Raw genomic sequence first — 25,000 nt, 5'->3', positions numbered from 1 at the left:
CGCAGATACATCCCCTTCCTGGTTTTCTTAAATATTCTACATCCTGACGATACAACCAGCCGTTACATCATTCGATATTTTGTACTTTACCAATCGTTTAAGCGTATAAAGCTGTTCAGGCAATACATAAGAAGATACGTCATAGATCGTGCAATGTAAACGATATTCCGGTTACAAATTACCAGAATAATTTTTCTCTTTAGAAAGGAAAGTGATTTTTTCCTCAAATAATTTATTAAGCTCAGTGGCAGGAATTGGTTTTGAAAATAAATAACCTTGTCCAAAATCACACCCTATGTCTTTTAATAACTGTAATTGATTCCATGTTTCTATCCCTTCTGCAATAACTTTTAAATTAAGCTTATGAGCCATTACAATCATTGCTTCACATAATGTTAAGTCATCCGAATCAGAGCTAAGGTTCTGCACAAAAGATTTGTCTATTTTGATGTAATCAATATCAAATTTTTTGAGATACGCTAGAGATGAATATCCCGTTCCAAAATCATCAAGCGCAACTTGCATGCCATTATCACGAAGCATCAACAAATAGTTATATATATTATTATTTGCTTCCATCATAGAGTTCTCAGTAATTTCAATGACTATACTCTCGCCCGGTAAGCCAAGTTTCTTAAGATGTTCAAACCAAGGGCGATATTTATTGGAGTCAACTTTAAACTGAAAAGGAGATTTATTAACACTAATCTGGAAGCTCAAATTGTAATTTGCACGACAATGCTGTACTTGAGCAGCCGCTTGCCGAAATACCCAATCCCCAATCTCTACGATCAGACCTGTTTCTTCGGCAATAGGTATAAATTTATCAGGACTAATAATCCCCTTTTTCGGATGCTGCCAACGTGCAAGGGCTTCTGCTTTTCGAATATTGCCTGTCGATAAATCTACGATTGGTTGATAATGAACTATTAATTCTTCGTTCTTCACGGCATATCGCAAATCATTTGCGAGCCGCAACCGTGCATTGGCAATTTCCTGCATGCTGTGCGTAAAGTGACAAAAGCAATTTCTTCCTTCACGTTTAGCTGTTTGCATCGCATGATTGGCACACTTAAGTAAAGTGGTTACATCACCCGCATCCACTGGAGAAAGTGCAATCCCTATGCTGGCTGTCAGATAGGTAATTTCATTCTCCAAGTGATAAGGGATCGCCAATTGCTCTAAAATTGAATTAACGCTATAACCTACTGGACTAGTTTCATTCAGACCACTAAGTATGAAAGCAAATTCATCGCTGCCCAGCCGTCCAAGCATACCTTTTTCATGTGAAAACGCTGTCAATCTTCTAGAAACTTCTTTAAGCAACTGATCACCATATTGATGGCCGAGGGTATCGTTTATCTCTCGAAAGCGATCAAGGTTGATAAGAATTAATGCGAGTTGCTTTTTCTCAAGCTGACATTTCTTTATTTCTTCATTTAATCGCTCATAAACCATTCGGCGATTGGGCAATCCTGTCAATTGATCGTAGTTAGCTTGCCTCCAAATTAATTCCTCTTTTTTCTTCCTATCGGAAATATCGCTAAATAACCCGACCCACCCCTGGATAGTGCCGTCCGAGTTATAGAGAGTATTGATACTCAATATTTCCGTAAATAATTCACCATTCTTTCGACGATTTTGTATCTCACCCTGCCACTTACCAGTCACATTGATCGATTGCCACATGGTTTGGTAAAACTCTTTATTATGAATACCCGCACTCAGAATTTTTGGAGTTTTCCCAATAACCTCAATCGCTTGATAGCCAGTTACTTCTGTAAAAGCCGGATTAACGCTGATAATACATTTATTCGCATCGGTCACTATCATTGCTTCACTGCTTTTGTGATAGACAAGTGAAGCCAATTTCATTTCAGTTTGAGATTTTCTTAATTCATAAATTGTCAGTGTCAATAGTAAGCCAAGCACTGATACAACGAGAAAGGAAAGCTGCATGTTTAGTAATCCAGAGTCTTGCAAATCTCTCCCAAAGAAACCGATTCCCTGCGCAGCCCCTATCATGGCTTGTATAAATGTAATGGCAATAACCAATGTAATCCCATGGCGACCAAACCGGATGGCTCCCCATGTTACAAAAACCACTACCCAGTAGCTTCGGGCAATAACACCCAATTCATGATGAAACCACTCGAGAAATACAATTTGTCCCGTCAGAATGGTTAAACCGATAAAAGCAATGGTTTCAATCACACGATAACCTTCAAACCATCCTTCAGGAAATTTCTTCCAAATTAAGAAAAAGGGAGTAAATATGGCGATTCCGAGTAAGTTCGCTATCCACCAGAGCAGCAAGCTAAAAGTTAATACTCGAGGGCTTAATTCGTTAATGAATGACAGCCCGATGATACATATCATAGTGCCGATTGAGACTGACAAGATAGCCGATAAGGCAAGCCAGAAATAATCGCTAGGATTTTTAAGATCAATGATACTTTGATAATCGATATTCTTGTATTTAAGAAACCCAATAGCGATAAGAGGCTCAAGAGTATTACCAATAACAAAGACCAGATTTGATTCTATAGATTTACCTGCTAAGTAGTTCGCTAAAAAAACTCCTAGCGCGATACCAGGCCAAAGTCTATATCCCCCCACGAGCAGAGCTGCCACAGCCAATCCACTTGGTGGCCAGATTGGAGAAAAAATCCCATGAACAGCGAAATTCTCTATTATTATCTTTGCTAATAAAGCATATATGAGTGCTAGCAACAGCATAAAGCCAATACTCATCCATTCATTTATCAGAAGTTTTCTCAAGGCAAAATTAATTTGAAGTTTTTCTTAGAAAGATCATAACCATTATAATTATTGTTAATATTGTTTGGATGGAAGCTTACTGAAGCTAGATATACATAAACTAGATTGGTTAAAAATATGCTATCGTCGTTTTTTGAAAAACTGACCTATGGCTTACTAATTTGGAGAGGTTTCATAAATTAGTAAATACTCCCGATAGCTTATTAAGACATCACACAATATTGTGCACTTCTTCTATTAATTTATCCTAAAAGCTTACCATATTAGATAATATATTGTTTTTTATATATAACTTTAAACTTTGGATTGTAATTAGTAAAATCAGTATATCATTACCGATATAATATTCTGTGTTTAAAACCGGTAGATTTACCTTCATATTCCCTTATTTATCAGTTCTATTGATTGGTATGAATGTTGCGTCTATTTATTTTAAGAATTGGAAAGATAATCCCTGTTTCAGGTTAATTTTTCACAAAGTCAGATGGCATCCAAATAATTTGGATCTATAGGAAATCAGAATAAGGCCCTTCGTTACCAATACAAACTGTTAAATATTAAATACAGCCCCCTGATCCGATCCTTGTTACGTAAAGATTCGCATTTATTGTAATTATTTGATACTCTTTATGCCAGATACCATAAATTTATCAACTGCTTAAGTTTTCATGACAAAATAATGCATCACAGCTCAGGATTTTTGAAGCTAGTAGAACAAGCAAGAAAGCGAATAAAAGAATGCACGTCTGAAGATGTGCACGCTCGTATCGCTCGTGGAGAAAAATTTCATTTTATAGATGTTCGCGAAGACCACGAATATTGGATAGATCACGCCTCTGGAGCCAGTCATCTCAGCAAAGGAATTCTTGAACGGGATATTGAAGCGGTAATCCCCGACAAACAAGCTGAGATTGTACTATATTGCGGCGGCGGGTATCGTTCTGTTCTAGCGGCAGATGCCTTACAGCAAATGGGCTATCAAAATGTTGAATCCATGAGAGGTGGCATTAAAGCATGGCGTGATGCGGGCTTCCCGCTTGAGAAAGATAAAGCAATTTAGTAATTGATCAATTTTAAGGCTTCTTTACTTCTCACACGTGTTAGAAATGGTTCAATCGCCATAGCAGCTTAGCGATCCGTAATTACCGCAGATTATTCTTATCCTCACTATCGAGCACCATATGCGCTCTTTCCAATGGTAATGTTTCTCCGCGGAAAAATCTTGGCTCACAAATGCTCCAAATTATCATTAAAGGAATACCACATAGAAGTGTAACAACACCAATAAAAAAAACAGCACCTACTCCTGCAATTGATCCACTGGAGCCATAGCTCGGATCAATCATATTCCAAGCTTGTAATATCACTACGAAAATCAATACAATAACCGCGGCTGATGGAAAAATCACCTGGGACAAAGCAGTTCTCCAGTGATTGAACGCGGTTCGATGAAAATACAAAATGCATGATAGTGCTGCAACAATGTAATAAGTACATACGGCGATACTAACACTATGAATTGTGTCTTTGACAACCGATTCACTGATTGAAGTAAGGATAATATAAATAAGCAATGTCATCAATCCAATTGTCCAAGTTGCGAATTTTGGGGTATTTGTCACTTCATTGACCGAAGAAAATTTACGCGGAATTGCCCGATAGGTTGCCATTGCCAATGCTGCCCTTGCTGCCGGCATGATTGTTGACATTGTGGATGAGAATGCTGAGATAGCGATTATTAGTGCAGCAAGTAACGCGCCATTGGAACCGACAATTTGGGAAGTTAACACAGTAATACTGGAGTCAATATTTTCTTTGAAAGTCAAACTAGAATGATCATTCGCATCAATACCTGCATATGCCAATGCAGCCGTAGAAAAAGTTACATAAGTTATTACAGTAATAATCATTGCGATGACACCACTTTGGCCGGCTTGTTCAGCACTACCTTCGGTTTCTTCGGACATCGCAAGCGATGCATCGAATCCCCAAAAAATAAATAATGCAACCAAGAATCCATTTAAAAACGCATCAAAAGAAGAAATGGCAAATGGATTAAACCATTCTAATGAAAGAGATTCAGCAGTACTAACCGCATTTCCTTGCGCAACTTGCAAAAATAATACTGCCGCAAGCATTATCAATCCACCATACTGAGTAATCGTCAAAACCATTGTAGTACGTGACGACTCTTCAGCACCAAGCGCGGTTAAATATGTTGTGCTTACAATAAATAATATTGCCACACCGAAATGAAGCAATAACGAAACTTCTCGGGCATTCACTAAGATCGCTACTGCATTAACAATAATCTGAGTTGCGGCCACCCCCGCCAATATACTTGCTAACAGCAGCGCCCACCCACCAACCCAACCAAATTTCGGGCCAATTGCTTTTGACCCCCAAGTAAAGACCGTTCCCGAATCAGGCGCAGAAGATGTTAGGTTCTTATAGGATAGTGCTACAAAAAACATTGGAATGACAGATAAAATGAAAATAATCGGCAGTTGATACCCACTTTCGGAAGCACCATGTCCAAGCGCTCCTGTTAATGAATAAGCAGGAGCAGTGGCAGCTAAACCTATAGTTACTGTTGCGACGGTTGAAACAGATCCCTTCTTTAATCCTTTGGCCTTCAAGCCATGCATCTTTGTATCTTCGTGCATTATTACGATTTTTTCTATTTTTAATGAAGAGATTTTTGATTGTACTTAAATAGGTAATCTCGAGAAATTAAGACAAGCTCAGCATTAATTACAGCTAATTCATAAATGCCAATAGACAAAAGTTTTCAGATTCTCTATAAAAAAACCGGTACACCGGCTGTCTTGCGACAGTGGTGTACCGGTGTTTAGACTCGCTCTATCTTATAGCTTGGTAAAGACTGGAATTACTGCGCCAGCAATACTGTTAATATAACGATTGCCTTCGTCATCCCATGTCATTAACAAACCACCAAAGCGGCTTTCCGGGTCACCCAACAGCGCCATCAAACGTTGTACTTCCCACAACGCGTCTTTGGCTTCCATTTTAACTTCACGGGTTTCTCCTGGTTCAATCCCTCTGTCATCATCCATCGTCAAACCGGTCGCTACCAGTTCGCGTGGATAGTCAGGATCCAGATATTTACGTCCCAAGTCGTTTACAAAACGAACACCCGCTGTCGTGAACTCTCCAATGTTAACGGTCGAGTCACCATTGTTGGTGATTTCCATCGTCACACGCAGTGCGCGTCCAGGTACGTCGTAGTTAGCATGCGTTACCTTGATCGCTACCGGATTCGGTGCGATTGGCATCGGTTCTACCTTCGATTCACCCGCTTGGATCGGAACTGTGTATGGATGAACGCTCTCGGTATAACGATAACCGCCCCATACCAGCGCACAGGTCAGAATCGCGACTGCCATACCTACTTTACGATCCATTGGATCCAACAGCAGTTCGTCACCGTATGCTAACAGTACCCGGCTACGTGGCAGGAACATCGGACGTGCTACATAGTAGCCAATCCAGAAACAGCCTAAGCCTAACCATACCAAGTGCCAGAACACGCCATTGCTGAAGTTGAATGTCTCCAGATCAATGGTTTTGCCTGTCAGAGTGGTTACCGGATTGGTGAAGTCATCCCAGTTGCCTGAAATGTTCATCCAAGATGCCGGTCCTGCAATCGGGCCCGCTTCTTTTACGTTTACCATCGCGTGCATATGATGGCGTCCTGGAATCCTCGCTTTCAGTCTGACTTCAAATTCATAGTCGCGACCAATTTGCAACGGTCCAGAAATAAACGTCGGTTCACCGTTCAGCTTGGTGCTCAAACGTACAAACACCGGGCTCGGACTACCAATGTTGAAGAATGCGCGTTCCGGTTTACCTACCGCACGTGGCCAATCTTCCGCCAAGTGAAATTTACCGGTGATCGTCGCAATGTCGTTCACTTTGGTGACTTTCGGTTGCCATTTCAGATCGTACCATTGAATCGTACGCATACGAAGAAACGGTTCTTGCGAACGTTCACCATGTGCCGCCGCTGTCTTAACATCTATCGTCAGCGTCAGCGCCAGTGAGGCCGCTCCAATCGCCGCTCCATACAGGCCCAATACGCCCAGCTTAAATATGCTTCTTATATTCATTATCTAATCCCCTGTGCAAAGCCTTTTTCACCAAACGCTGTTACGTCATTCTTCATAGAAATACGTCCTCTTTCTCCTTTAACATAGAAGAAAGCGGTGCAGTAGATCTTGCCAAAGTACCACCATACGCAGTACATCAACATCGATACAAACGCTGAGAAGAATGCCGCAATTACCGTCGTGTGACCACCAAAGGTACGCAGTGAGCCTTGTTCAATCAGGCGTACATATTCCGGTGTTCCGGTACGTACATATAAGAAGCCTGTGTAGTCAGCTACTGATAACAGTACGCCTTCTACTACCAGCGGTAAGTGGGTCGGTCCAAAAATCGGCCAGTTGCCAGGATAGAAGAATAATCCCCAGAATCCACCACCCACCAGTGCCGTGATCAGCCAGTTACCTGTCAATAACAGAACGGTATCCAGCATCAATGCGCCAGGTATCATCGTTGATGGCAGTACGAAGTTCAACGGGTAGTGTGACCACCAGTAGAAACCCCAGTAACGGGTCAGCCATTCGCCTACCAATAAACATACGATACACAGTGTCGCACCGTACGATAAACGATAGTTTACCCACAAATAGTATTGCAGTGCCGCACAATACATAACACCTACAATCGGTGTTACTACCGGCCACCATTGACGGTCTTTCCAATCAAGCCAGAAGTCCCAGTCACCTGCCAACAGCATGAAGTGCATGTGGAATGTACCTACCAACAAAATACACAGAATCGGAAAATATATCGCGTCGATATATCTGGACATCCTGATCGCTTCCGGCGGCATCTTTGCCGCTGCTAAAATTTCGTCTGTTCTACTCACTAGACCCTCCCTTCTTCATTTCGTGTGATATTAAATATGAAAACCTTCGACGATCCCTTTACTTCCTCTTTTATCGTCAACCTTCAGTACGTTTCCATAACTTTTAGTGCCTTAACTTCTTCTACCATGCCCGTATCCTATACAGGCATGGCTATCCCGCTCAGAAATTAAGGAACAATGCGATTGTTCAGAATCTCTCTGCTTGAACCATTCCAGGTTACGTCGGTCAGGTTAGAGTAACGGGTGATGATTTGCGCTGCAATACCGCCCGAGAATAAACCTGCCCAGCCCAGAATCACAAATCCCCAGTGCAATGGCGCGCTAAACAGCTCTTCCATGAACCAGAATGCATGACCCCATTCGTTCAAACCTACGTTCGGCAGAATCATCAATGGGCCAGCAATCGCCATTACCAACGGGAACGATGTGCCGCGGCTGTACAGTGGCAGACGGGTCATCGCGTACAGGTATGAAGCAACGCCGCATACAATGTACATCGGGAATGAGCCGTAAAACACCACTACGTGACTTGGCGTGAAGCTCGTGTCACGAATAATCACTTGGTGCCAGCTTGCATCTTGCTCGGTGAAGAAGCTGCCGCCCCAGTAAACACCAAACAAATACACACCCAGCCACATCATCCAGTAGAAATAACGTTTCATTTCCAGTTTGGTGTCCAGGTTGTCCAATTGTTCTTTGGTGTCACGGGTCTTCAATATCCAACCCCAGGTTACCAACGCAAACAACGGCATCAGGGTCATGTGCACTCGCCACAGTCCCATCCACACTTTGTCAAATTCCGGTTCCATTGAGTCCATCCCGTGCGAATACGCAAAGGTCCTTTGGTACCAAATCCAAAATATCGCTACCAGAAGCATGGTCGCCATGCCCAGTTTGTAGTACTTGGAATCGTACCACAGCGACATGTCATAGCTCGCGCTCGACGCGCCACTCGTTGTGCCATACGTTGTTGCCATCTCTATACCTCCTATCTGTTAATCAAAACTACTTCTCTTTTCTTCTACTACTTCTAATACTAATTAATTAGTACTGCTTATAATTTCGGCAGCTACATTAGAATCTCTTCCGTCCCTAATTTCGCTACGCCTCTCAGGCTAGTCGACCTTGGGGTCCAAAGTCAAGTCATTTGTCATAAAATCACCTTCCCCAAAAAATGGACTTATTGCAAATATAGCCCCTTTTCCCTTTAGCGACAATAATTAATACCATAGCCTGTAAAAAATCTCGATATACAACCCTTCCTTGGAAAAATCATTAATCAATTTAACATGAGAGACTGTAGTAGTTTTTCACATAGCAAAAAATTGTTAAATATTCTTTTGTGGCGCGACCAAATTAATGAACAAGATATTTAACAATAACATTATGATTCCTAGAATCAACCATCTTTTTCCGGCTCTCTTTTCATCGGGATGATTCTTTCTGTAATAGGTAAAGCCCATAGCTATACCTATTACAGGGAAAATTAAAGTAGCAATAATGATTATCATATTAAAACCAATAGAAACAGCCGGTTTCTCATTATTGGAGGTTATCGTATTATTCTTATCAATCATCTTTCATACCTAAAAGCAAAATTTAAGATCTAATTTAAAAAAGTATGCTTCACTGTTAAGTCACTAAATATAATTTGAATGAAAAATTACACAAATTGACCAGCTGCATGACCGGATGACCACGCCCACTGAAAATTATATCCTCCCAGCTGTCCCGTAACATCTACGACTTCTCCAATAAAATGCAAACCCGGCACATGCTTACATTCCATTGTTTTTGATGATAATTCACGAGTATCAATACCGCCTGCTGTAGCTTCTGCTTTTTTATAGCCAACTGTTCCGCTGGGAGCAATTGACCATCTATGGAGTTTCTCGGCAATATAATGTAACTCGTTGCCACGATACTGGGACATCGGTTGAGAAAAAACTAACATATTAGAAAATAATTTTGAACACCAAATTTTTATAAAACGCTTGGGTAAGTAACGCGCTAATAAATTAGGCAAAATCACTTCTCGTTTACGATTCTCAAAGAATAATTGCTGCAAATTCTGCTCAGGAAAAAGATTTACTTCTAGCATCTGCCCAGGTTGCCAGTAGGAGGAAATTTGCAAAATAGCCGGGCCACTCAAACCGCGATGTGTAAATAAAATATTTTCACGAAAAGAAGCATTATTACAGTTGACTTCAGCATCAATCGTAATGCCTGGAATATTTTTAAATTCTGCAAAATCTTCGCCTGCAAAAGTTAAACCCACCAACGCAGGCCGTAATTGAATAACAGGAACACCAAATTGTTCAGCAATTTTATAACCCAACGCACTTGCGCCAATTTGTGGTACGGATAGCCCACCCGTCGCAACAACAAGAGAGTGCGCTTCAATGCAATTTCTTTCTGTTGTTATACTAAACTTATGATTGGAAAACTCATTTTCTTTATTAGCGAACGAATACTCTATTTTTTGTACTTGCGATGGCATTTGCCAATCAACCCCGGCGGATAAGCATTCATTCTGTAACATATTGATGATATGCTGAGATTTCCCATCACAGAACAATTGCCCTAATTTCTTTTCATGAAAATGAATACCATGTTTCTTGATCAGCGCGATAAAATCCTGAGGTGTATAACGAGCTAGTGCTGAACGACAAAAATTTGGATTACTGGAAATATAGTTTTCCGATTTGACATAACGATTAGTGAAGTTGCAATGTCCACCGCCCGATATGCGGATTTTTTCACCGACTTTTCGAGCATGATCAACTAGCAGTACTCGACGCCCTCGCTTCCCAGCTTCGATTGCACACATCATTCCAGCTGCACCTGCTCCGATGATTACCACATCTTTGGAGAACCTCTGCGGCCGCATTTAATTGCGGAATGTATTTGAATTTTTATTAAACAAAGAAAAGCTATTTTTACTCAGATTCAGCCAACATTTCCAACCGAGTTGCTATCATCATCACAATAAAAAGAAAAAGCGACAATCCAATACGGATACTTAATGATTTGACCATACGGGTTGAGTTCCCTTTGTCTTTAAACATGTAATAAAGTGCCGAACCCAAACTATATACAATGATTACAAATAATGTAATGGCGAAGATCTTCAATGGTATTTTCCACAAAAGTAAATTTCTTGAAAGTTTAGCTGAGTTTTAGAATTTGTCCAATGACTATTTTCTTGCCATCGTTTTCCTTATTTCAGACAACTATTATTTGGTTAATCATAATGGTAATACTTCTTGATTTTTTCTCCATCAATCATTAATCGATGCAACATTTGCCTAATTTACTTCCCGCTATATTCTTATTAGGGCCAACGGCAAGCGGAAAGAGCCGGATTGCTCTAGAAATTGCCGATCGTTTCCCTGTCGAAATTATCAGCGTTGATTCCGCGCAAATATACCGATATATGGATATTGGTACGGCCAAGCCGGATCCCAAAACATTAACCCGGGTTACTCACCACCTTATCAACCTTATTGATCCGGATCAGAGATATTCCGCCGCTCAGTTTCGGCAGGATGCATTGAGCATCATGCATGAAGTCAGTCAACGCAATAAGATTCCATTACTCGCGGGTGGAACCATGCTTTATTTCCGGGCATTGCAAAATGGCCTTTCGAATCTGCCGCCGGCCGATATAAAACTCCGTCAATGCTTGGAAGAAATGGCAAAAGAAATCGGTTGGCCTGCCATGCATCGCAAACTATCCGAATTGGATGAAGTCACTGCCATGCGGATCAAACCAACCGATAGTCAAAGAATTCAACGTGCGCTTGAGGTCTGTCATCTCACTCAACAACCCATGTCGAAAATTTTACAATCACCCCGACAATCCGATTTTCCATTCCGCACGATCCGCATCGCACTTCTTCCTAGTGATCGTACTCAATTACATCAAAGAATAGCGGAGCGCTTTGGAACAATGCTTGATCAAGGATTCATTGATGAAGTCCGATTGATTCGACAACGATTTCCCGGGCTGAATCTCGAGTCACCATCAATGCGCTGCGTCGGTTATCGTCAAGCATGTCTTTTTTTGGATAATGTCATTGATCGCAATGAATTATCTAATATGGGAATAGCAGCCACCCGCCAGTTAGCTAAACGTCAACTCACTTGGTTACGAAGCATGAAAACGACTGATAAACTATTCGAATTCGATTGTTTAGAGAAGAGCCTAGCAGCACAAATCAAAAACTTTCTGGATACCGCCATACCGGCCCATCTGAGTCATACTAAGCAATCATCTTAAAAAGGTATTCAACACGTTCGCTTGTCGATTAACAAGCTGAAAGGTTATGATTTGAGACAAATCGCCTTGGATTGAAATCGATAAACAATAAGGAAACTGTAATTTTTATTTAACTTACTGACCAGAAACATTAAATTACCGATAGGAAAAATCATTATGTTTAACCAATCTAAAGTAGTTGCATTCATCCTTTTACTCTTCAGCACATTACTGTTGATTGGATGTGAAAATTATGCAGAAAAAACTCATCCATCGTGGGTTGCGCCACCGGCAGGTGCTGTTTTTGATGATTCGACTATTTATGCGCGTATCGCACAAGCTGTGCAAACCGATTCTGATTTGCGCGGAATCAATATCGATATTAACGTTAAAGACGGCAATGTTACTTTAACCGGCACTGCGGCGAACGAAGATCAAATTACGCGCATCAATATGCACGCTTGGATCGCCGATGGTGTCAAGAAAGTCGACAATCAAGTTTCAATTCGATAGCTTATATTAAAAATCCCCGTACGGGGATTTTTAATATTTCCAGATGGCAGAATTAATCAGATTCCTCGTAATAACTCATTAATTCCAGTTTTTGAGCGGGTTTTGGCATCAACCTGTTTGACGATCACGGCACAATACAAACTATACTTTCCGTTTTCCGCCGGCAAATTACCTGACACGACAACTGAACCTGGAGGTATTCGTCCATATAACACTTCTCCGGTTTCTCGATTGTAAATCTTAGTACTTTGACCGATATACACACCCATTGAAATCACCGAATTTTCTCCGACGATAACGCCTTCCACAATCTCTGAGCGCGCGCCTATAAAACAATTATCTTCGATGATTGTCGGATTGGCCTGAACAGGCTCCAACACACCGCCGATACCGACGCCTCCGGACAAATGCACATTCTTGCCAATTTGCGCGCAAGATCCGACTGTCGCCCAAGTATCAACCATTGTACCTTCATCGACATACGCACCAATATTGACGTAAGATGGCATCAGCACCACATTATTTGCAATAAAAGCACCTTTTCTTACGGCAGCAGGCGGTACGACTCGAAAACCGCCATCGCGGAAATCCCTGGAACTATAATCCGCGAACTTCGATGGCACTTTGTCAAAATAGTTGGAGAATCCGCCTTTAATAAAGCTATTATCTTCAATACGAAATGATAGCAATACGGCTTTCTTAATCCATTGGTGTGTAATCCAATCGCCATCAATTTTCTCAGCCACGCGCAGTTTGCCATTATCCAGCATCGACAATACTTGCGTCACAGCTTCTTTCAAGCTAGCATCCACATTTCGTGGCGTAATCTCGGCCCGGCGATCAAAAGCTTCTTCAATGATGGTTCTTAATTCGGTCATATTATTTCCTAGTTATAAAATTCAATTGTTTCCGCCTAATTCGGTCAACAGGCTATTGATTCTGTTCATCGCTTCGATACATTCCTGCGGCGAAGCAACAAGCGCAATTCGCACAAAATTTCTACCCGGATTTACAGCATGCGCATCACGAGCAAGATAACTACCGGGCAACACGGTCACATTATAATCTTGATAAAGCCTTTTAGTGAATTCAGTATCGCTGACCGGTGTTTTAAGCCATAAATAAAAACCGGCATCCGGCTTTTGCACAGTAATCGCACCAGAAAGCAGCGAAATTGCATCAGAAAATTTCTGCGCATACAAACAACGATTCTCCACTACGTGAGCCTCATCGTTCCAAGCTGCTGCGCTGGCAACTTGCGCAGCCGGATTCATTGCACAGCCGTGATAGGTTCGATATAACAAGAATTTTTCCAATATCCCGGCATCACCGGCAGCAAAGCCAGACCGTAATCCCGGCACATTAGAACGTTTCGACAAACTATTAAATACCACCAAACGTGGAAAACCCTTACGTCCCAACCGATTGGCAGCATCCAAAGCGCCCAGCGGAGGGTTCGCTTCATCAAAATAAATTTCCGAATAACATTCATCTGCGGCCACGACAAATCCATATTGATCCGACAATGCAAAAACTTTTCGCCATTCATCCAACGTCATAACACTCCCGGTCGGGTTATTGGGTGAACACACGTACATAAGCTGCGTTCTCGCCCATACGTCATCGCTTAACTGTGAGAAATCCAGTTGATAACGATTCTCCGGCAGCGTATTAAGAAAATGCGGTGTCGCGCCTGCAAGATAAGCAGCGCCTTCATAAATTTGATAAAACGGATTAGGGCAAACAACGACCGGACGAACACCATCGTTGTCGATCACTGCTTGCGCAAAGGAAAACAACGCCTCCCGGCTACCGTTGACAGGAATAATCTCAGTCTCCGGATTGATTTCCGGCAAATTGAAGCGCCGTTGGATCCAGGTCGCAATGTTATTTCGGAGAGCGGGTATCCCCAATGTCGTCGGATAAGTTGACAATCCATCCAAGCTATCCGCTAAAGCGCGACGAATAAAATCCGGTGTTTGATGCTTGGGTTCGCCGATCTGTAATTCGATCGGTGGCAAATCAATGTTCCGTTCTAATCCTTCAAACAAATACCGTAACTTCTGGAATGGATAGGGCTGCAGTAAATTTAGTTTTGAATTCATTCCATTGTAAGCAAAATATTTGAGGAAAAGCTTTTCTATCGATCGATTCAAGTCAATTGAATTGGTACGAATTATAAACGGTTATAGCGGGATGACCAACCGATTGAAGTTCCGACAAACACTGGAAATATGCACTCACATTCTGCGGCTGAAGAAATTGACTATTCGTCAAACATTAATTTGAAATCGGCAGTTTGTAAGAAGCCCTGCTCTGTCATTAAATCAACCAAAGTCAGCGGGTGCTGTTCAAACCAACCCGGTGGAAAGTGGAGATTTACTTTATTGTTTTCCACGTTAATTTTTATTTCCGGCAAACTATCATTAGGACGGCTCCGATACAATACAACCGCCAGCCGTAACAAAATACAGAGTCTTATCAAGGTAATCCGCATTGAAGCGGGAAACGTTTCAAATTCTTCCAACGGGAATTTGCGTCGATGGCAACGAACAAGCAGCGCCAATTTCATTTGCTCCTGACGGGAAAAACCGGCCAAATCGGAATTGCCGACCAGATAAGCGCCGTGACGGTGATATTGATTGTGCGCGATAGACAATCCGATTTCGTGAATCAGCGCCGCCCATGACAATAATTTCAGATCTGTCTTTTTATTCAATCCCCAGTCATCTTTTACTTGAACAAAAAAATTCTCAGCGGCTTTCCGCACACGTTGAGCCTGCTCCACGTCGACACTGTAACGCTGAACGACTGCCAAGATGGTGTTATCTCGAATATCTTCGTCATGCTCACGACCAATCAGATCATAGAGCAAGCCTTCACGTAAGGCGCCTTCCGAAATTTCCATTTTATCCAACTTCAATGCTTCAAAAACACCGACCAATATTGCTACACCACTCGCAAATACCGGTTTTCTGCGATCGGGCAAACCGGTGAAATTGATCGCGGCACTGTCTCCGATTGCAATCAAAGTATCCATCAAGCGCGTCAATGCATCCGCAGTGATGCCCGAGTCGCACCACCCCTGCTCCCGCAATACTTCACCAATCGACATTATCGTACCGGAAGATCCCAATGCGTAATCCCAGCCCATTTTCTTATACGCAGCCTCCAAAGATTCCAGTTCCTGCATCGCAAACAATACCGCCTTACGCATTCGTTTCGCTTTTATTTTGCCGTCTTCAAAAAACCGTTGCCCCACATTAACACATCCCATATACAAGCTTTCCATATAGAATGTGTCAAACCCGCGACCGATAATCAATTCCGTGCTCCCACCGCCAATATCGATTACCAATCGTTTATGAACTTCATCATACAAGCTGTGCGCAACTCCCGAATAAATCAACCGCGCCTCTTCACGTCCAGCGATGATCTCAATCGGATGCCCTAATGCAGCATGAGCTTTCGTTAAAAATTCACTGCCATTTCTCGCTTGACGCAATGTATTGGTTCCGACAGCACGAACATTTAAATGAGGAACTTGGCGAATGCGTTGGCCAAACCGTTGCAAACACTCCAGCGCTTGCTGCATGGATTCCTTTGACAACTCCTGTTGGTCGTTTAAACCTGCTGCCAATCTGACCATTTCCTTCATCCGGTCAATAACCTGCAGTTGACCATCGATTAAATTAGCGACGATCATATGAAAACTATTGGAACCTAAATCAACTGCTGCGTAGGATTCATCCATGATAAGTGTTTTCTCAATACCGGTGAATTGAATGACTAAAAGCTATATTATCTTTAACAAATGAAAAATAGACTGATTCTAATGCGTCACGCCAAGTCGGACTGGACAAAGAAACACTGTACTGATTTTGAGCGCCCTTTAACCGCGCGCGGGCAAAAAGCTGCAATCCAAATGGGAAAGTGGTTAAAACAACAGCCATTTCACTTAGATCGGATCATTTGTTCGCCAGCGGTAAGAACACGACAAACCGGCCAGCTTGTCCTGAAAGAATTAGGTATTCCTTATTCACAGATCATTTGGGAGTCTGCCATCTATGAAGCCTCGCTGGATGCCTTGATTGCCATCATCAATCATCATCGCCTAAATACTCAAACTTTGCTCATCATTGCTCATAATCCCGGCCTTGAACAACTGCTTTGCCATCTTTCAAAAGACCCGCCACCCATCAATGAAAGCGGTAAAATTTTGACCGCTGCTGCAATTGCAATCCTTGACTACGATCACAACCCGATTACCACCGACCCCTGCCAAGCGCATTTATCGTATCTCATCAGACCCAAGGAATTACGAAGCACGAGCCACTAATCCAATAAAAAGTGCGCTTCACGCCAATCAGGATTTTTTCTTGTTTTTACCTTTCTTTTTATCCTTACCTTTTTTACTTTTATCTTTTGTGTTTTCTTTACCGTCTTTTTTCTTTTTTTTCTTCTTTTTTGCTTTGGGTTGTTCGGGTTCGATCGCCGCTATGGTTTTGCTCGCGGCATTTTCTTTACGTGTTGTTTTCACGGCAGGAGTTTGCGTTTGATCGCTTCTCGCAGCCAACGGCTTAGGTCTTTGTTCTTTTAAGTAATCTGCAGCCGCTTGCTTAACCGCTCGAGCGCGCGTTTCACCTCCAAATCCCGGAATCTTTTGTAGTTCTATCAGTTTAACGGCAGCAAGCGCCGCTACCGTTTTGATTTGATGATCCAGCAGCAATTTTGCCGTTACCGGACCGATACCGGCAACGTCCGTTAACTTCTCCATGACAGACTCCTTGTGTTTTTCATGAAAAACTCAATCATATTCAAATGCTCGATTCGATACTCCTGCGCTCACTCCTCGCATTACTTTGTAGAGTGGATTCGAGTCAAAATTTTCAACATTTAAACCAGTGATTTCCTGCTTACAGAATTTTCTGCACGAATAAATAACGCGATAGACCGCTAATGTCCAGCATATAATTGATCAATATCCGCTTTGTGCTTCTCGAAAACTTTTCCGCGCTTTAGCTTGAGCGTCGGTGTCAGTAATCCATTCTCCACACTCCATGATTCTTCGATCACCGCTACTCTGCGTATTTTGGCATACCCTGGAAACTCACTGGTTTGTAACGCTATCCGTTCCAGTAGAAATTCTTCCAATTGCTGTTTTTGTTGATTGCTGGTCAAATTGCCATCAAAGCCATGTTGTGCCATAAAATCCTGCCATAGGGTTCTATTCAAAACAGCCAGAACGCTTAGGTAAGAGCGCGCTTCACCAACCAGCATTACTTGCTCAAATATCGGATCACGCAAAATCGCTGCTTCCATATCAGCAGGAGGTACTTTCTCGCCGGTCGATAATACAATAATCTCTTTCAAACGCCCCGTAATGGTTACATGCCCCTGTTCATCAATTGATGCGATATCTCCTGAATTTAACCAGCCATCGGAAGAAATGATTGCCTCCGTGGCTTCCGGATTATTCCAATAACCCAGCATTACATTGGGCCCGCGAATAAGCAGCGCATTGCTCTCTCCAAGTTTTACTTCCACACCGGGGATTGGCGCTCCAACACTTGATGGCATGTTATCGTTCAGTCTATTAGCGCAAGCGACTGGACTGCTCTCAGTCATACCGTATCCTTGCAGAACGGGTAGACCCAGTCCGATAAAGACACGCGAAACTTGCGGCGATAATGCAGCGCCGCCGCTCAATGCGAAGCGCAAGCGTCCGCCCAGTTTGCTTAGTACCTTATTGGCCACCATTTGCTTTAACAATGGCCACAGACAATGCGAGAATTTCCAGTTGCCTCTCCCCTGCTGGCACTCAAATCGGCTATAACCGACATTCACAGCAAAGTTAAATAACCACTTTGCCAAACCGGAGCCTTCCGCAAGCTTGGCGCGGATACCCGAAAATACCCGCTCATAAATACGTGGTACGGAAATTAACAAAGTCGGACGAATCGTCAATAAATCTTCTTGTAATTGCGGAATCGAACGCGCATACGCAACCATCGCCCCAGCCATCATCGGCACGTAGTAGCCCGAAGTACGCTCAAACGTATGTGACAGCGGCAAAAAAGAAAGCAAACAATCATCCGCCAACACCGGAATCACTTGCAAACAACTTGCGGCGTTGGACAGAATGTTGTGATGACTCAGCATGACGCCTTTAGGCCGACCGGATGTTCCGGAGGTGTAGATAATCGTCGCAAGTGCATGCGAATCAACAGGAATATGTTTAACGGCACCGGCACGCACCGATAACCAACTTTTCGCGGCAATCACTCGGACAGAATCGCATGGATCAACGCAATCCGGTTCGAGAGGATGAAGAATAACGACCCGCTGCAATCCCTCGATTTCGTTTCGAATGGTTAGGAATTGCTGCCATTGGTGTGCATTTTCCAATAGCAAAACTTTAACATCAGCATCATTAATCACATAAGCGGCATTCTCAACGCGATCATCCGTATATAAAGGGATCACCACTAATCCGAGACCTAATGCCGCTTGCTCGAACATTACCCATTCCGGAGAATTTTTCATCATGACCGCCACACGGTCACCAGGCGCCAGCGATTCTTTTTCCAAAGCGGCTTGCCAGCGCGCCACGAATTGATTCATTTGCTCCCAGTTATAATCCGCCCATTCTTCACTGATTGGATTGAAGTAGCGATAAGCCGGCTTGTGCGGAGTACGCCGCACCCGTTCATTAAAAAGACCATCCAGTGTTTTAGCTTCCTCCACTGGAATAATCCCGATCATCCCGTCATGTTCAAGTTGCGTAGCGCTCATTTTTTAAAACCTCGGACAACGGATTACAGTAGTTCACAATACTTCGGAAAGTACTGACTGATTTGCCGAGCAATCAAAATACAAGAAGGATGAAACACAGAAAACGAGGCATATCATTCAGATAGGCAATTTTCAAGATATCAGCCAAACAGCAATTTCATTACGTAAACGATTAATCAGCGTTTTCCTTGTTCTTATGAATTCTTATCATTCAATATCTTAGCAATATCAATCGCAGCTTCGGCATCGATTATGCTTTTTTGCTGCACCCTACAGTTGCTTCTATCTGCTTATCTCCGAATCATTCTGGTCGCATCGCGATAGATTTTTCACTATACACCCAGATCCGGAGAAAAATCATCCACTTTCACGACTCGGTCACGCAATTCAATCAATTTATTCAAAAGATCCGCTTCTTCAGCAGTAATAATATCGTGCAGCAAGGCTTGCGCAATCTGCTGATCGCCATATTCGGTAACTTTATGTGATTTAATCGCCTGCCGCAGCTTAGTTTCAATAGCACCGCACTCGATCACGCACTGCAATGCTTGCTCTAAATCCGCCAAAGGCTCCCGATCTTTTGTCGGCAGATAGATTCCAAGCGTCAGCCGGTTGCGCACAGCACCCGGTTCCATCATCAGTTTGGCCACTTCGTGTGTTAATGCATCGGTAGGCGGTTTACAGTATTTACCCAACGGAAATATTAATCTCCTTAAGAACCAAACTATGGCTGCAGGTGCCGGAAAATTGTCCAAGAATTCATCCAAAGCCTGCTGCAGACGATAAAGCGCATCTTGCATCGACCAATGCAGCAACGGCAAATCGGCGCTCGGGCGATAATCATCCTCAAATCGCTTCAAAGTTGCCGAGCACAAATACAGCATACTCAAAATATCACCCAATCGCGCGGATAATCGCTCCCTGCGCTTCAGCGAACCACCCAGCCGCATTAACGCGATATCGGCGATACAAGCAAAGCTGGCGGAGAATCGCGCCAATTGGCGGTAATAATCGGCCGTTTCCGGCGCACAATTATCCGGCGCATTGGTCTTGATGTATTTGCCAGCAAGCGCATACACCAAGCTATTGCCAATATTGCGGAAGGTAAATTTGACGTGACCGACCAGTGCTTCGTCAAATGCCAATAGAGCCCGGTCTGAATTGCTGTCATGCGCCGCATTGACTTCTTTTAACAAATACGGGTGACAACGAATCGCGCCTTGACCGAAAATGATCATATTGCGCGTCAAAATATTGGCGCCCTCAACCGTAATGCTCACCGGAATTTGCTGATACGTCCGTCCGAGATAGTTACGCGGACCGATGCAAATCCCCTTGCCGCCATGAATATCCATTGCGTCGTTAATCGCCTGGCGGCCACGTTCAGTCAAATGATACTTAACAATCGCTGATATTACCGATGGTTTCTCACCCAAATCGACAGCACCGGCGGTCATCACACGAGCCGCGTCCATCATGTAGGTATTTCCGCCAATCCGCGCCAGAGCTTCTTCGATGCCTTCAAAATAACCGATAGGCACTTTAAATTGAGTACGCACTCTGCTATAAGCACCACTGGTACGAGCCGCCAATTTTGCGGCTCCAACGCTGGTTGCCGGCAATGAAATCGATCGACCTGCGGCAAGGCAATTCATCAGCATGCGCCACCCCTGGCCAACACCTTCCGGTCCGCCGATAATCCAATCCATCGGAATGAATACTTCTTTACCCCAGTTCGGGCCGTTCTGAAATGCGCCATTCAAAGGATAATGCCGGCGCCCGATATGAACACCCGAGGTATTGGTTGGGATTAGCGCTAAGGTAATACCTAAATCCTCTTCGCCACCCAGTAAATGATCCGGGTCATATAATTTGAAAGCCAATCCCAGAATGGTTGCAACCGGACCCAAGGTGATATAGCGTTTTTCCCAAGTAACCCGCATGCCGAGCACATCGGATTTTCCATCAAACTCACCGCGGCAAACGATCGCAAAATCCGGCATCGAACCGGCATCCGAACCGGCGTGCGGGGATGTCAAAGCAAAACAAGGTACTTCCAGTCCCTTAGCAAGGCGTGGCAAGTAGTACTCTTTCTGCTTATCAGTCCCGTAATGCAGCAATAATTCAGCCGGCCCCAGCGAATTCGGCACCATCACCGTTACAGCCGCCGAGCCGCTGCGAGAGCCAATTTTCATCACCACTTCTGAATGCGCTAACGCCGAGAAACCGAAACCACCATATTGTTTGGGGATAATCAATCCGAAAAAACCTTGATCCTTGATGAACTGCCATACATCCGGCGGTAAATCTTTAAGCTCATGAGTAATCTTCCATTCGTCCAGCATTGCGCATAATTCTTCCACCGGGCCATCCAAAAATGCTTGCTCTTCCGCAGTCAATTGCGGTTTGGGGTAAGCCAGCATTTTTTTCCAATCCGGTTTACCGCTAAATAAATCGCCCTCCCACCAAACAGTCCCGGCATCCAAAGCCTCTTGCTCGGTTTGCGAAATCTGCGGCAACATTTTGCGAAAAACCTTTAATAACGGACCGGTAACCAAAAAACGGCGAATCGCAGGAATTCCCAAAACCAAACCTGCGGTTACAGCAAGAAACAAGAAGACATAGAAGAGAAACAGGAGCATGATGATTTTCCCCGTAGAAAGAGAAGCCTAAAAGTGACAAACTTAGCCTTCCGATTGCGCAAACCCGAATCCGAATTGAATCCAGCTTCTGTTAAAAAACTTACAGTCTCGAATTTACATGATATTCGCTCAAACCCCTACTTTAATGCAGAAGTTTTTCAAATCAATTGTTGTGAAATTTAGACACCTTCGGTCATTCTGTGCCGAATACTGACGGTGACACTTGTTTTACCAAGTGCTGGATAACTCATTGAATGTGAGAATTTCCAGCACTGCTTGCAGTATTCAGAAAATGCCGTTCATGGCCATACATTGATGTATTCGCTTGAGTTTATCAGATACTTATTCGATCACAACAAGCTCGGCAGGATATATTTTGTAGTTACCCGGGTTTTCCGGTAGAAAAATCCGTATTTATTTTTCCTAATCATTTAATTTTATTAAAGAATTATGGAAATATGACAAATTGAATCATGAATCTATATTACACCCATGAATTGCCAACACACACTGTTTGGAATAACACCGCTGGAAAATTATTATTGCAATTAATTTGCGTAGCTTATGGAAAGCTCACTTCTGGCAGCTTTGTTGAAAGTCACTCGATCGAACTTTCGCGAGCAAGTACTTTTTTCCAATCTGAACAGCAAAAGCCTTGTATCATGCTCAGGAGGTAGATTGAACACGATACAAGGTAAACTTCAAATACATACTAACCCACTGTAACCCACTGGGAAGATACTGAAAATTTCCACGCAAGCAATTATCCGGAAACATGCTGAAATTCACCTATCATGGATAGGTTGCATGATCACTCTTCCATTAAATTTGCAGCTTGTAAGTCGAAAATTTTCAGCACTCCCTGCAGTGCTTTTCAAATCACACGCGTTCGTTTTGAATCGACCGGCGGCGGCTAACACTGACACCCAGCAAACCTAAACCAGCTAATAACATTGCGTAGGTTTCAGGTTCCGGAACAACCGCCACCATACCTTCGATGCCTAACGAAGGAAACGGTGTAGCATCATTGAAATAATCGGTACCACCGACAAAGATTGAATAATCACCGGCTGCCAAATGAAAAACCTTCGATACCGAGTGATCGGCCAGGCCGTCAGCGCCAGAGATTACACCGGTACCGTAATCAATACCCGTGCCGTCATAAGCATGGCCAACGTAGGTAAAGACACTGGCCGGATCATCGTTATCGTTGGTAATCCTCCAATCATTCAATGCTCTGAACGAACCTTCGGTGACTGCACCACCGCTGTCAGTATCGCGGATCGCTACCGATCCGGGTGCAGTGTCATAATCCGCAGCAAGTGGTGCCAAATGCGCCAGTCCCTTGTAAACAGTGAAACCGGGCATGATTCCGCCAAGTGCGGTACCCCAAACTTGCTCCTTGAAGGATATTTGAACATCGGCATCATTATCGAGATGAAATCTAAATGCCCGTAAACGATGAGAATCGCCCCAATCGGCATCGGTGCCGTCAATCCAGCCGTGCCAGCCGGTAGCGGCTTGATTGCTGATGGTACTTGATGCCGCGGTAGTTCCCGTAAATGATCCGAAATCACGGCCGCCATAGCTGATATGAGCCATTGCAGGCAGAGAAGTCAGACCCGCGAATAATAATGCGTATCTTAATGTTTTATTGATTGATTTATTTTTCATAAAGACCCTGAAAATACTAATTTGATCATCTAAAAACGCGGAAATATTCCTATATCCCGCACCTGACGTCGGCCAACGCGCCCGCAGTATTTATCAAAGCTTTTAAGGGGTCAATGCGGTAAATTGTCGCACCACCGCATGCTCCCCCGATTAATTCTATCAATTCCATCATTCATTAAATCAATTGGAACAATGAATTAATGAATGATGACTCACCTTCATCAGTCAATATGATTTGTTATTCGCAAGGGCGCGACAATTTGTCGCATTGTTTTTTTCTGAATTTAAAAGACAATAGAGATACGTAAGAATAGCCACCCTTGCCGCAAGGCAAGTCCGGAAAACCGCAGGGTCTTTGCAACGAAGATAGCCTGGTTGCCTCCTTCGAATGATGGGGAGTCTCTGAAATGAACTGCGTATGATCCCAATTCATTCTCAGAATGTCATTCAAAAAAGAGGCGCTGTCAATTGGCCGTTTCCCAAAGCAGCAAACAATCGACGGCGCCTTGAAAACAAACTAATGCATTTTTTGGAGAAAATTAAATATGCAAAAATCATATTACAACAAAACCAGCTCGCTGGTCTCATTCGCGATTGTTTCCGCTGTGGCACTGGTTAGCAGCAATGTTTATGCTGCCGATGCGGTAGCTCCTAAACCTTGGACCGGCGGTGACAATATCGTTGGCCCGGGCGAGACTATTTCTGTCGATGAAAGCGCACTGAAAAGCGCTTATTCCGATAACCCGAGTTTGAATTATTCCGCATGGGCGCACACCGGTGATTGGTTTGTCTTCCAGAATACCGGTTTGGGTGATGTCACCGTAACCGTTAACGGCAGTTCAGGATTTGTACCTGGCGTAACCGTGTGGGCAACCGGCGCGAATCCGTTTGATGGCGGTACCGAAGGTTTCGGCTCGGAAATCAGCTTGGCAGGTTTCGGTACCCCGCATTCGTTCAATGCAACCGGTGCAATGGGTGATGACGGCACGCTCTGGATGGCCAATGGTCAAGGCGGCAATGTGCTGGAAACCCTGGGATATGCGGTTTCAGGTCCTTCACACACGACCGATACCGGTTGGGGCGAGAGCATTTTAAACGGCGCTCATGATGTCAGCCTGACCAACACCTTTGAGAACGGTATTGGCGGCAGCGTTGGTGCGCATACCGCATCACTTGCATTTAACGACCTGGCGCCTGGCTGGTATACGGTATATGTCGGCGGCACGGATCACACGTCCGCCGGTGGCGCTTATACACTGACCGTCAGTGCGGTACCGGAAGCCGAAACTTGGGCGATGCTGCTGGCCGGCTTAGGCTTGGTCGGATGGCGTATGCGTAAGCATCACAAAGCTGCGATTCAGGCTACAGCCTAAGCAGCGG

At 43.6% G+C, this 25,000-nt stretch carries 20 protein-coding genes and 1 riboswitch; of the genes, 5 read left to right on the top strand and 15 right to left on the bottom strand.

Annotated features, from left to right (window positions below; all coding sequences use genetic code 11):
* Positions 1-171: 171 nt before the first annotated feature.
* The gene (locus KF839_RS03425; protein WP_292916427.1) at positions 172-2,781 is read right to left on the bottom strand and encodes a bifunctional diguanylate cyclase/phosphodiesterase; all 2,610 of its coding nucleotides are present in this window, start codon (positions 2,779-2,781) and stop codon (positions 172-174) included.
* A 700-nt stretch (positions 2,782-3,481) separates the two neighbouring features.
* Here KF839_RS03425 and KF839_RS03420 point away from each other — a divergent pair.
* Positions 3,482-3,841, top strand: coding sequence for a rhodanese-like domain-containing protein (locus KF839_RS03420; RefSeq protein ID WP_292916426.1), 360 nt, complete (start codon positions 3,482-3,484; stop codon positions 3,839-3,841).
* A gap of 82 nt (positions 3,842-3,923) precedes the next feature.
* Here KF839_RS03420 and KF839_RS03415 read toward each other — a convergent pair whose 3' ends face one another.
* The 7 genes from KF839_RS03415 to KF839_RS03385 form a co-directional block, all read right to left on the bottom strand.
* Positions 3,924-5,447 carry an APC family permease gene (locus tag KF839_RS03415; RefSeq protein WP_416362343.1) on the bottom strand — a complete coding sequence of 508 codons (1,524 nt, stop codon included), beginning with the start codon at positions 5,445-5,447 and terminating at the stop codon, positions 3,924-3,926.
* Positions 5,448-5,648: 201 nt separating this feature from the next.
* A complete protein-coding gene (locus tag KF839_RS03410) occupies positions 5,649-6,911 on the bottom strand; it encodes a methane monooxygenase/ammonia monooxygenase subunit B (protein ID WP_292916425.1) in 1,263 nt (420 codons plus the stop codon).
* A complete protein-coding gene (locus KF839_RS03405; RefSeq protein ID WP_292916424.1) occupies positions 6,911-7,735 on the bottom strand; it encodes a methane monooxygenase/ammonia monooxygenase subunit A in 825 nt (274 codons plus the stop codon). The genes KF839_RS03410 and KF839_RS03405 overlap by 1 nt, the downstream gene beginning before the upstream one ends.
* Before the next feature lie 167 nt (positions 7,736-7,902).
* Positions 7,903-8,712, bottom strand: a complete 810-nt coding sequence (locus tag KF839_RS03400; protein ID WP_292916423.1) for a methane monooxygenase/ammonia monooxygenase subunit C — start codon at positions 8,710-8,712, stop codon at positions 7,903-7,905.
* A 351-nt stretch (positions 8,713-9,063) separates the two neighbouring features.
* A complete protein-coding gene (locus tag KF839_RS03395) occupies positions 9,064-9,312 on the bottom strand; it encodes a hypothetical protein (protein ID WP_292916422.1) in 249 nt (82 codons plus the stop codon).
* 86 nt (positions 9,313-9,398) lie between these two features.
* On the bottom strand, positions 9,399-10,625 hold the full coding sequence (locus KF839_RS03390) for a BaiN/RdsA family NAD(P)/FAD-dependent oxidoreductase (RefSeq protein WP_292916421.1): 1,227 nt from the start codon (positions 10,623-10,625) through the stop codon (positions 9,399-9,401).
* Positions 10,626-10,674: 49 nt separating this feature from the next.
* Positions 10,675-10,869 (bottom strand): twin transmembrane helix small protein, encoded by a 195-nt coding sequence (locus KF839_RS03385; RefSeq protein WP_292916420.1) that lies wholly within the window; start codon positions 10,867-10,869, stop codon positions 10,675-10,677.
* 161 nt (positions 10,870-11,030) lie between these two features.
* Here KF839_RS03385 and miaA point away from each other — a divergent pair, with 161 nt between their 5' ends.
* Together miaA and KF839_RS03375 are read left to right on the top strand one after the other, a co-directional pair.
* Positions 11,031-12,017, top strand: a complete 987-nt coding sequence (miaA, locus tag KF839_RS03380; protein ID WP_292916419.1) for a tRNA (adenosine(37)-N6)-dimethylallyltransferase MiaA — start codon at positions 11,031-11,033, stop codon at positions 12,015-12,017.
* Positions 12,018-12,173: 156 nt separating this feature from the next.
* Entirely contained in the window at positions 12,174-12,509 is a 336-nt protein-coding gene (locus tag KF839_RS03375) for a BON domain-containing protein (protein WP_292916418.1), read from the top strand.
* Between the two features lie 56 nt (positions 12,510-12,565).
* Here the strand turns inward: KF839_RS03375 and dapD are convergent, their stop codons facing one another.
* From dapD to ppx, 3 genes are all read right to left on the bottom strand, one after another.
* Positions 12,566-13,387 (bottom strand): 2,3,4,5-tetrahydropyridine-2,6-dicarboxylate N-succinyltransferase, encoded by an 822-nt coding sequence (dapD, locus tag KF839_RS03370; RefSeq protein ID WP_292916417.1) that lies wholly within the window; start codon positions 13,385-13,387, stop codon positions 12,566-12,568.
* A 21-nt stretch (positions 13,388-13,408) separates the two neighbouring features.
* Positions 13,409-14,614, bottom strand: a complete 1,206-nt coding sequence (dapC, locus tag KF839_RS03365; protein WP_292916416.1) for a succinyldiaminopimelate transaminase — start codon at positions 14,612-14,614, stop codon at positions 13,409-13,411.
* Positions 14,615-14,775: 161 nt separating this feature from the next.
* The gene (ppx, locus tag KF839_RS03360) at positions 14,776-16,263 is read right to left on the bottom strand and encodes an exopolyphosphatase (RefSeq protein WP_292916415.1); all 1,488 of its coding nucleotides are present in this window, start codon (positions 16,261-16,263) and stop codon (positions 14,776-14,778) included.
* A 60-nt stretch (positions 16,264-16,323) separates the two neighbouring features.
* On the opposite strand from ppx, the gene KF839_RS03355 reads away from it, so the two are divergent.
* Entirely contained in the window at positions 16,324-16,848 is a 525-nt protein-coding gene (locus KF839_RS03355) for a SixA phosphatase family protein (protein WP_292916414.1), read from the top strand.
* 27 nt (positions 16,849-16,875) lie between these two features.
* Here KF839_RS03355 and KF839_RS03350 read toward each other — a convergent pair whose 3' ends face one another.
* The 4 genes from KF839_RS03350 to KF839_RS03335 all read right to left on the bottom strand — a co-directional run bounded on the left by KF839_RS03350 (position 16,876) and on the right by KF839_RS03335 (position 23,620).
* The gene (locus KF839_RS03350; RefSeq protein WP_292916413.1) at positions 16,876-17,286 is read right to left on the bottom strand and encodes a helix-hairpin-helix domain-containing protein; all 411 of its coding nucleotides are present in this window, start codon (positions 17,284-17,286) and stop codon (positions 16,876-16,878) included.
* Between the two features lie 179 nt (positions 17,287-17,465).
* On the bottom strand, positions 17,466-19,304 hold the full coding sequence (locus KF839_RS03345; protein WP_292916412.1) for an AMP-dependent synthetase/ligase: 1,839 nt from the start codon (positions 19,302-19,304) through the stop codon (positions 17,466-17,468).
* Positions 19,305-19,636: 332 nt separating this feature from the next.
* Entirely contained in the window at positions 19,637-21,946 is a 2,310-nt protein-coding gene (locus KF839_RS03340) for an acyl-CoA dehydrogenase (protein WP_292916411.1), read from the bottom strand.
* An 879-nt stretch (positions 21,947-22,825) separates the two neighbouring features.
* The gene (locus tag KF839_RS03335) at positions 22,826-23,620 is read right to left on the bottom strand and encodes an FxDxF family PEP-CTERM protein (protein WP_292916410.1); all 795 of its coding nucleotides are present in this window, start codon (positions 23,618-23,620) and stop codon (positions 22,826-22,828) included.
* 303 nt (positions 23,621-23,923) lie between these two features.
* Positions 23,924-24,003: riboswitch (cyclic di-GMP riboswitch) on the top strand.
* Between the two features lie 162 nt (positions 24,004-24,165).
* Here KF839_RS03335 and KF839_RS03330 point away from each other — a divergent pair.
* Positions 24,166-24,993, top strand: a complete 828-nt coding sequence (locus KF839_RS03330) for an FxDxF family PEP-CTERM protein (RefSeq protein WP_292916409.1) — start codon at positions 24,166-24,168, stop codon at positions 24,991-24,993.
* Positions 24,994-25,000: the final 7 nt, after the last annotated feature.

This window comes from Nitrosomonas sp. (assembly GCF_019635155.1).
GTDB lineage: Bacteria > Pseudomonadota > Gammaproteobacteria > Burkholderiales > Nitrosomonadaceae > Nitrosomonas.
Note: the sequence above shows the minus strand (reverse complement) of the source record. Positions and strands in the feature narration are given on the sequence as shown.

Coding starts and splice junctions, on each gene's coding strand:
- KF839_RS03395 (WP_292916422.1), bottom strand. CDS start 9,312: ATGATTGATAAGAATAATACGATAACCTCCAATAATGAGAAACCGGCT.
- KF839_RS03335 (WP_292916410.1), bottom strand. CDS start 23,620: ATGAAAAATAAATCAATCAATAAAACATTAAGATACGCATTATTATTC.
- miaA (WP_292916419.1), top strand. CDS start 11,031: ATGCAACATTTGCCTAATTTACTTCCCGCTATATTCTTATTAGGGCCA.
- KF839_RS03330 (WP_292916409.1), top strand. CDS start 24,166: ATGCAAAAATCATATTACAACAAAACCAGCTCGCTGGTCTCATTCGCG.
- dapD (WP_292916417.1), bottom strand. CDS start 13,387: ATGACCGAATTAAGAACCATCATTGAAGAAGCTTTTGATCGCCGGGCC.
- ppx (WP_292916415.1), bottom strand. CDS start 16,263: ATGGATGAATCCTACGCAGCAGTTGATTTAGGTTCCAATAGTTTTCAT.
- KF839_RS03390 (WP_292916421.1), bottom strand. CDS start 10,625: ATGCGGCCGCAGAGGTTCTCCAAAGATGTGGTAATCATCGGAGCAGGT.
- KF839_RS03400 (WP_292916423.1), bottom strand. CDS start 8,712: ATGGCAACAACGTATGGCACAACGAGTGGCGCGTCGAGCGCGAGCTAT.
- KF839_RS03375 (WP_292916418.1), top strand. CDS start 12,174: ATGTTTAACCAATCTAAAGTAGTTGCATTCATCCTTTTACTCTTCAGC.
- KF839_RS03415 (WP_416362343.1), bottom strand. CDS start 5,447: ATGCACGAAGATACAAAGATGCATGGCTTGAAGGCCAAAGGATTAAAG.
- KF839_RS03345 (WP_292916412.1), bottom strand. CDS start 19,304: ATGAGCGCTACGCAACTTGAACATGACGGGATGATCGGGATTATTCCA.
- dapC (WP_292916416.1), bottom strand. CDS start 14,614: ATGAATTCAAAACTAAATTTACTGCAGCCCTATCCATTCCAGAAGTTA.
- KF839_RS03340 (WP_292916411.1), bottom strand. CDS start 21,946: ATGCTCCTGTTTCTCTTCTATGTCTTCTTGTTTCTTGCTGTAACCGCA.
- KF839_RS03355 (WP_292916414.1), top strand. CDS start 16,324: ATGAAAAATAGACTGATTCTAATGCGTCACGCCAAGTCGGACTGGACA.
- KF839_RS03350 (WP_292916413.1), bottom strand. CDS start 17,286: ATGGAGAAGTTAACGGACGTTGCCGGTATCGGTCCGGTAACGGCAAAA.
- KF839_RS03410 (WP_292916425.1), bottom strand. CDS start 6,911: ATGAATATAAGAAGCATATTTAAGCTGGGCGTATTGGGCCTGTATGGA.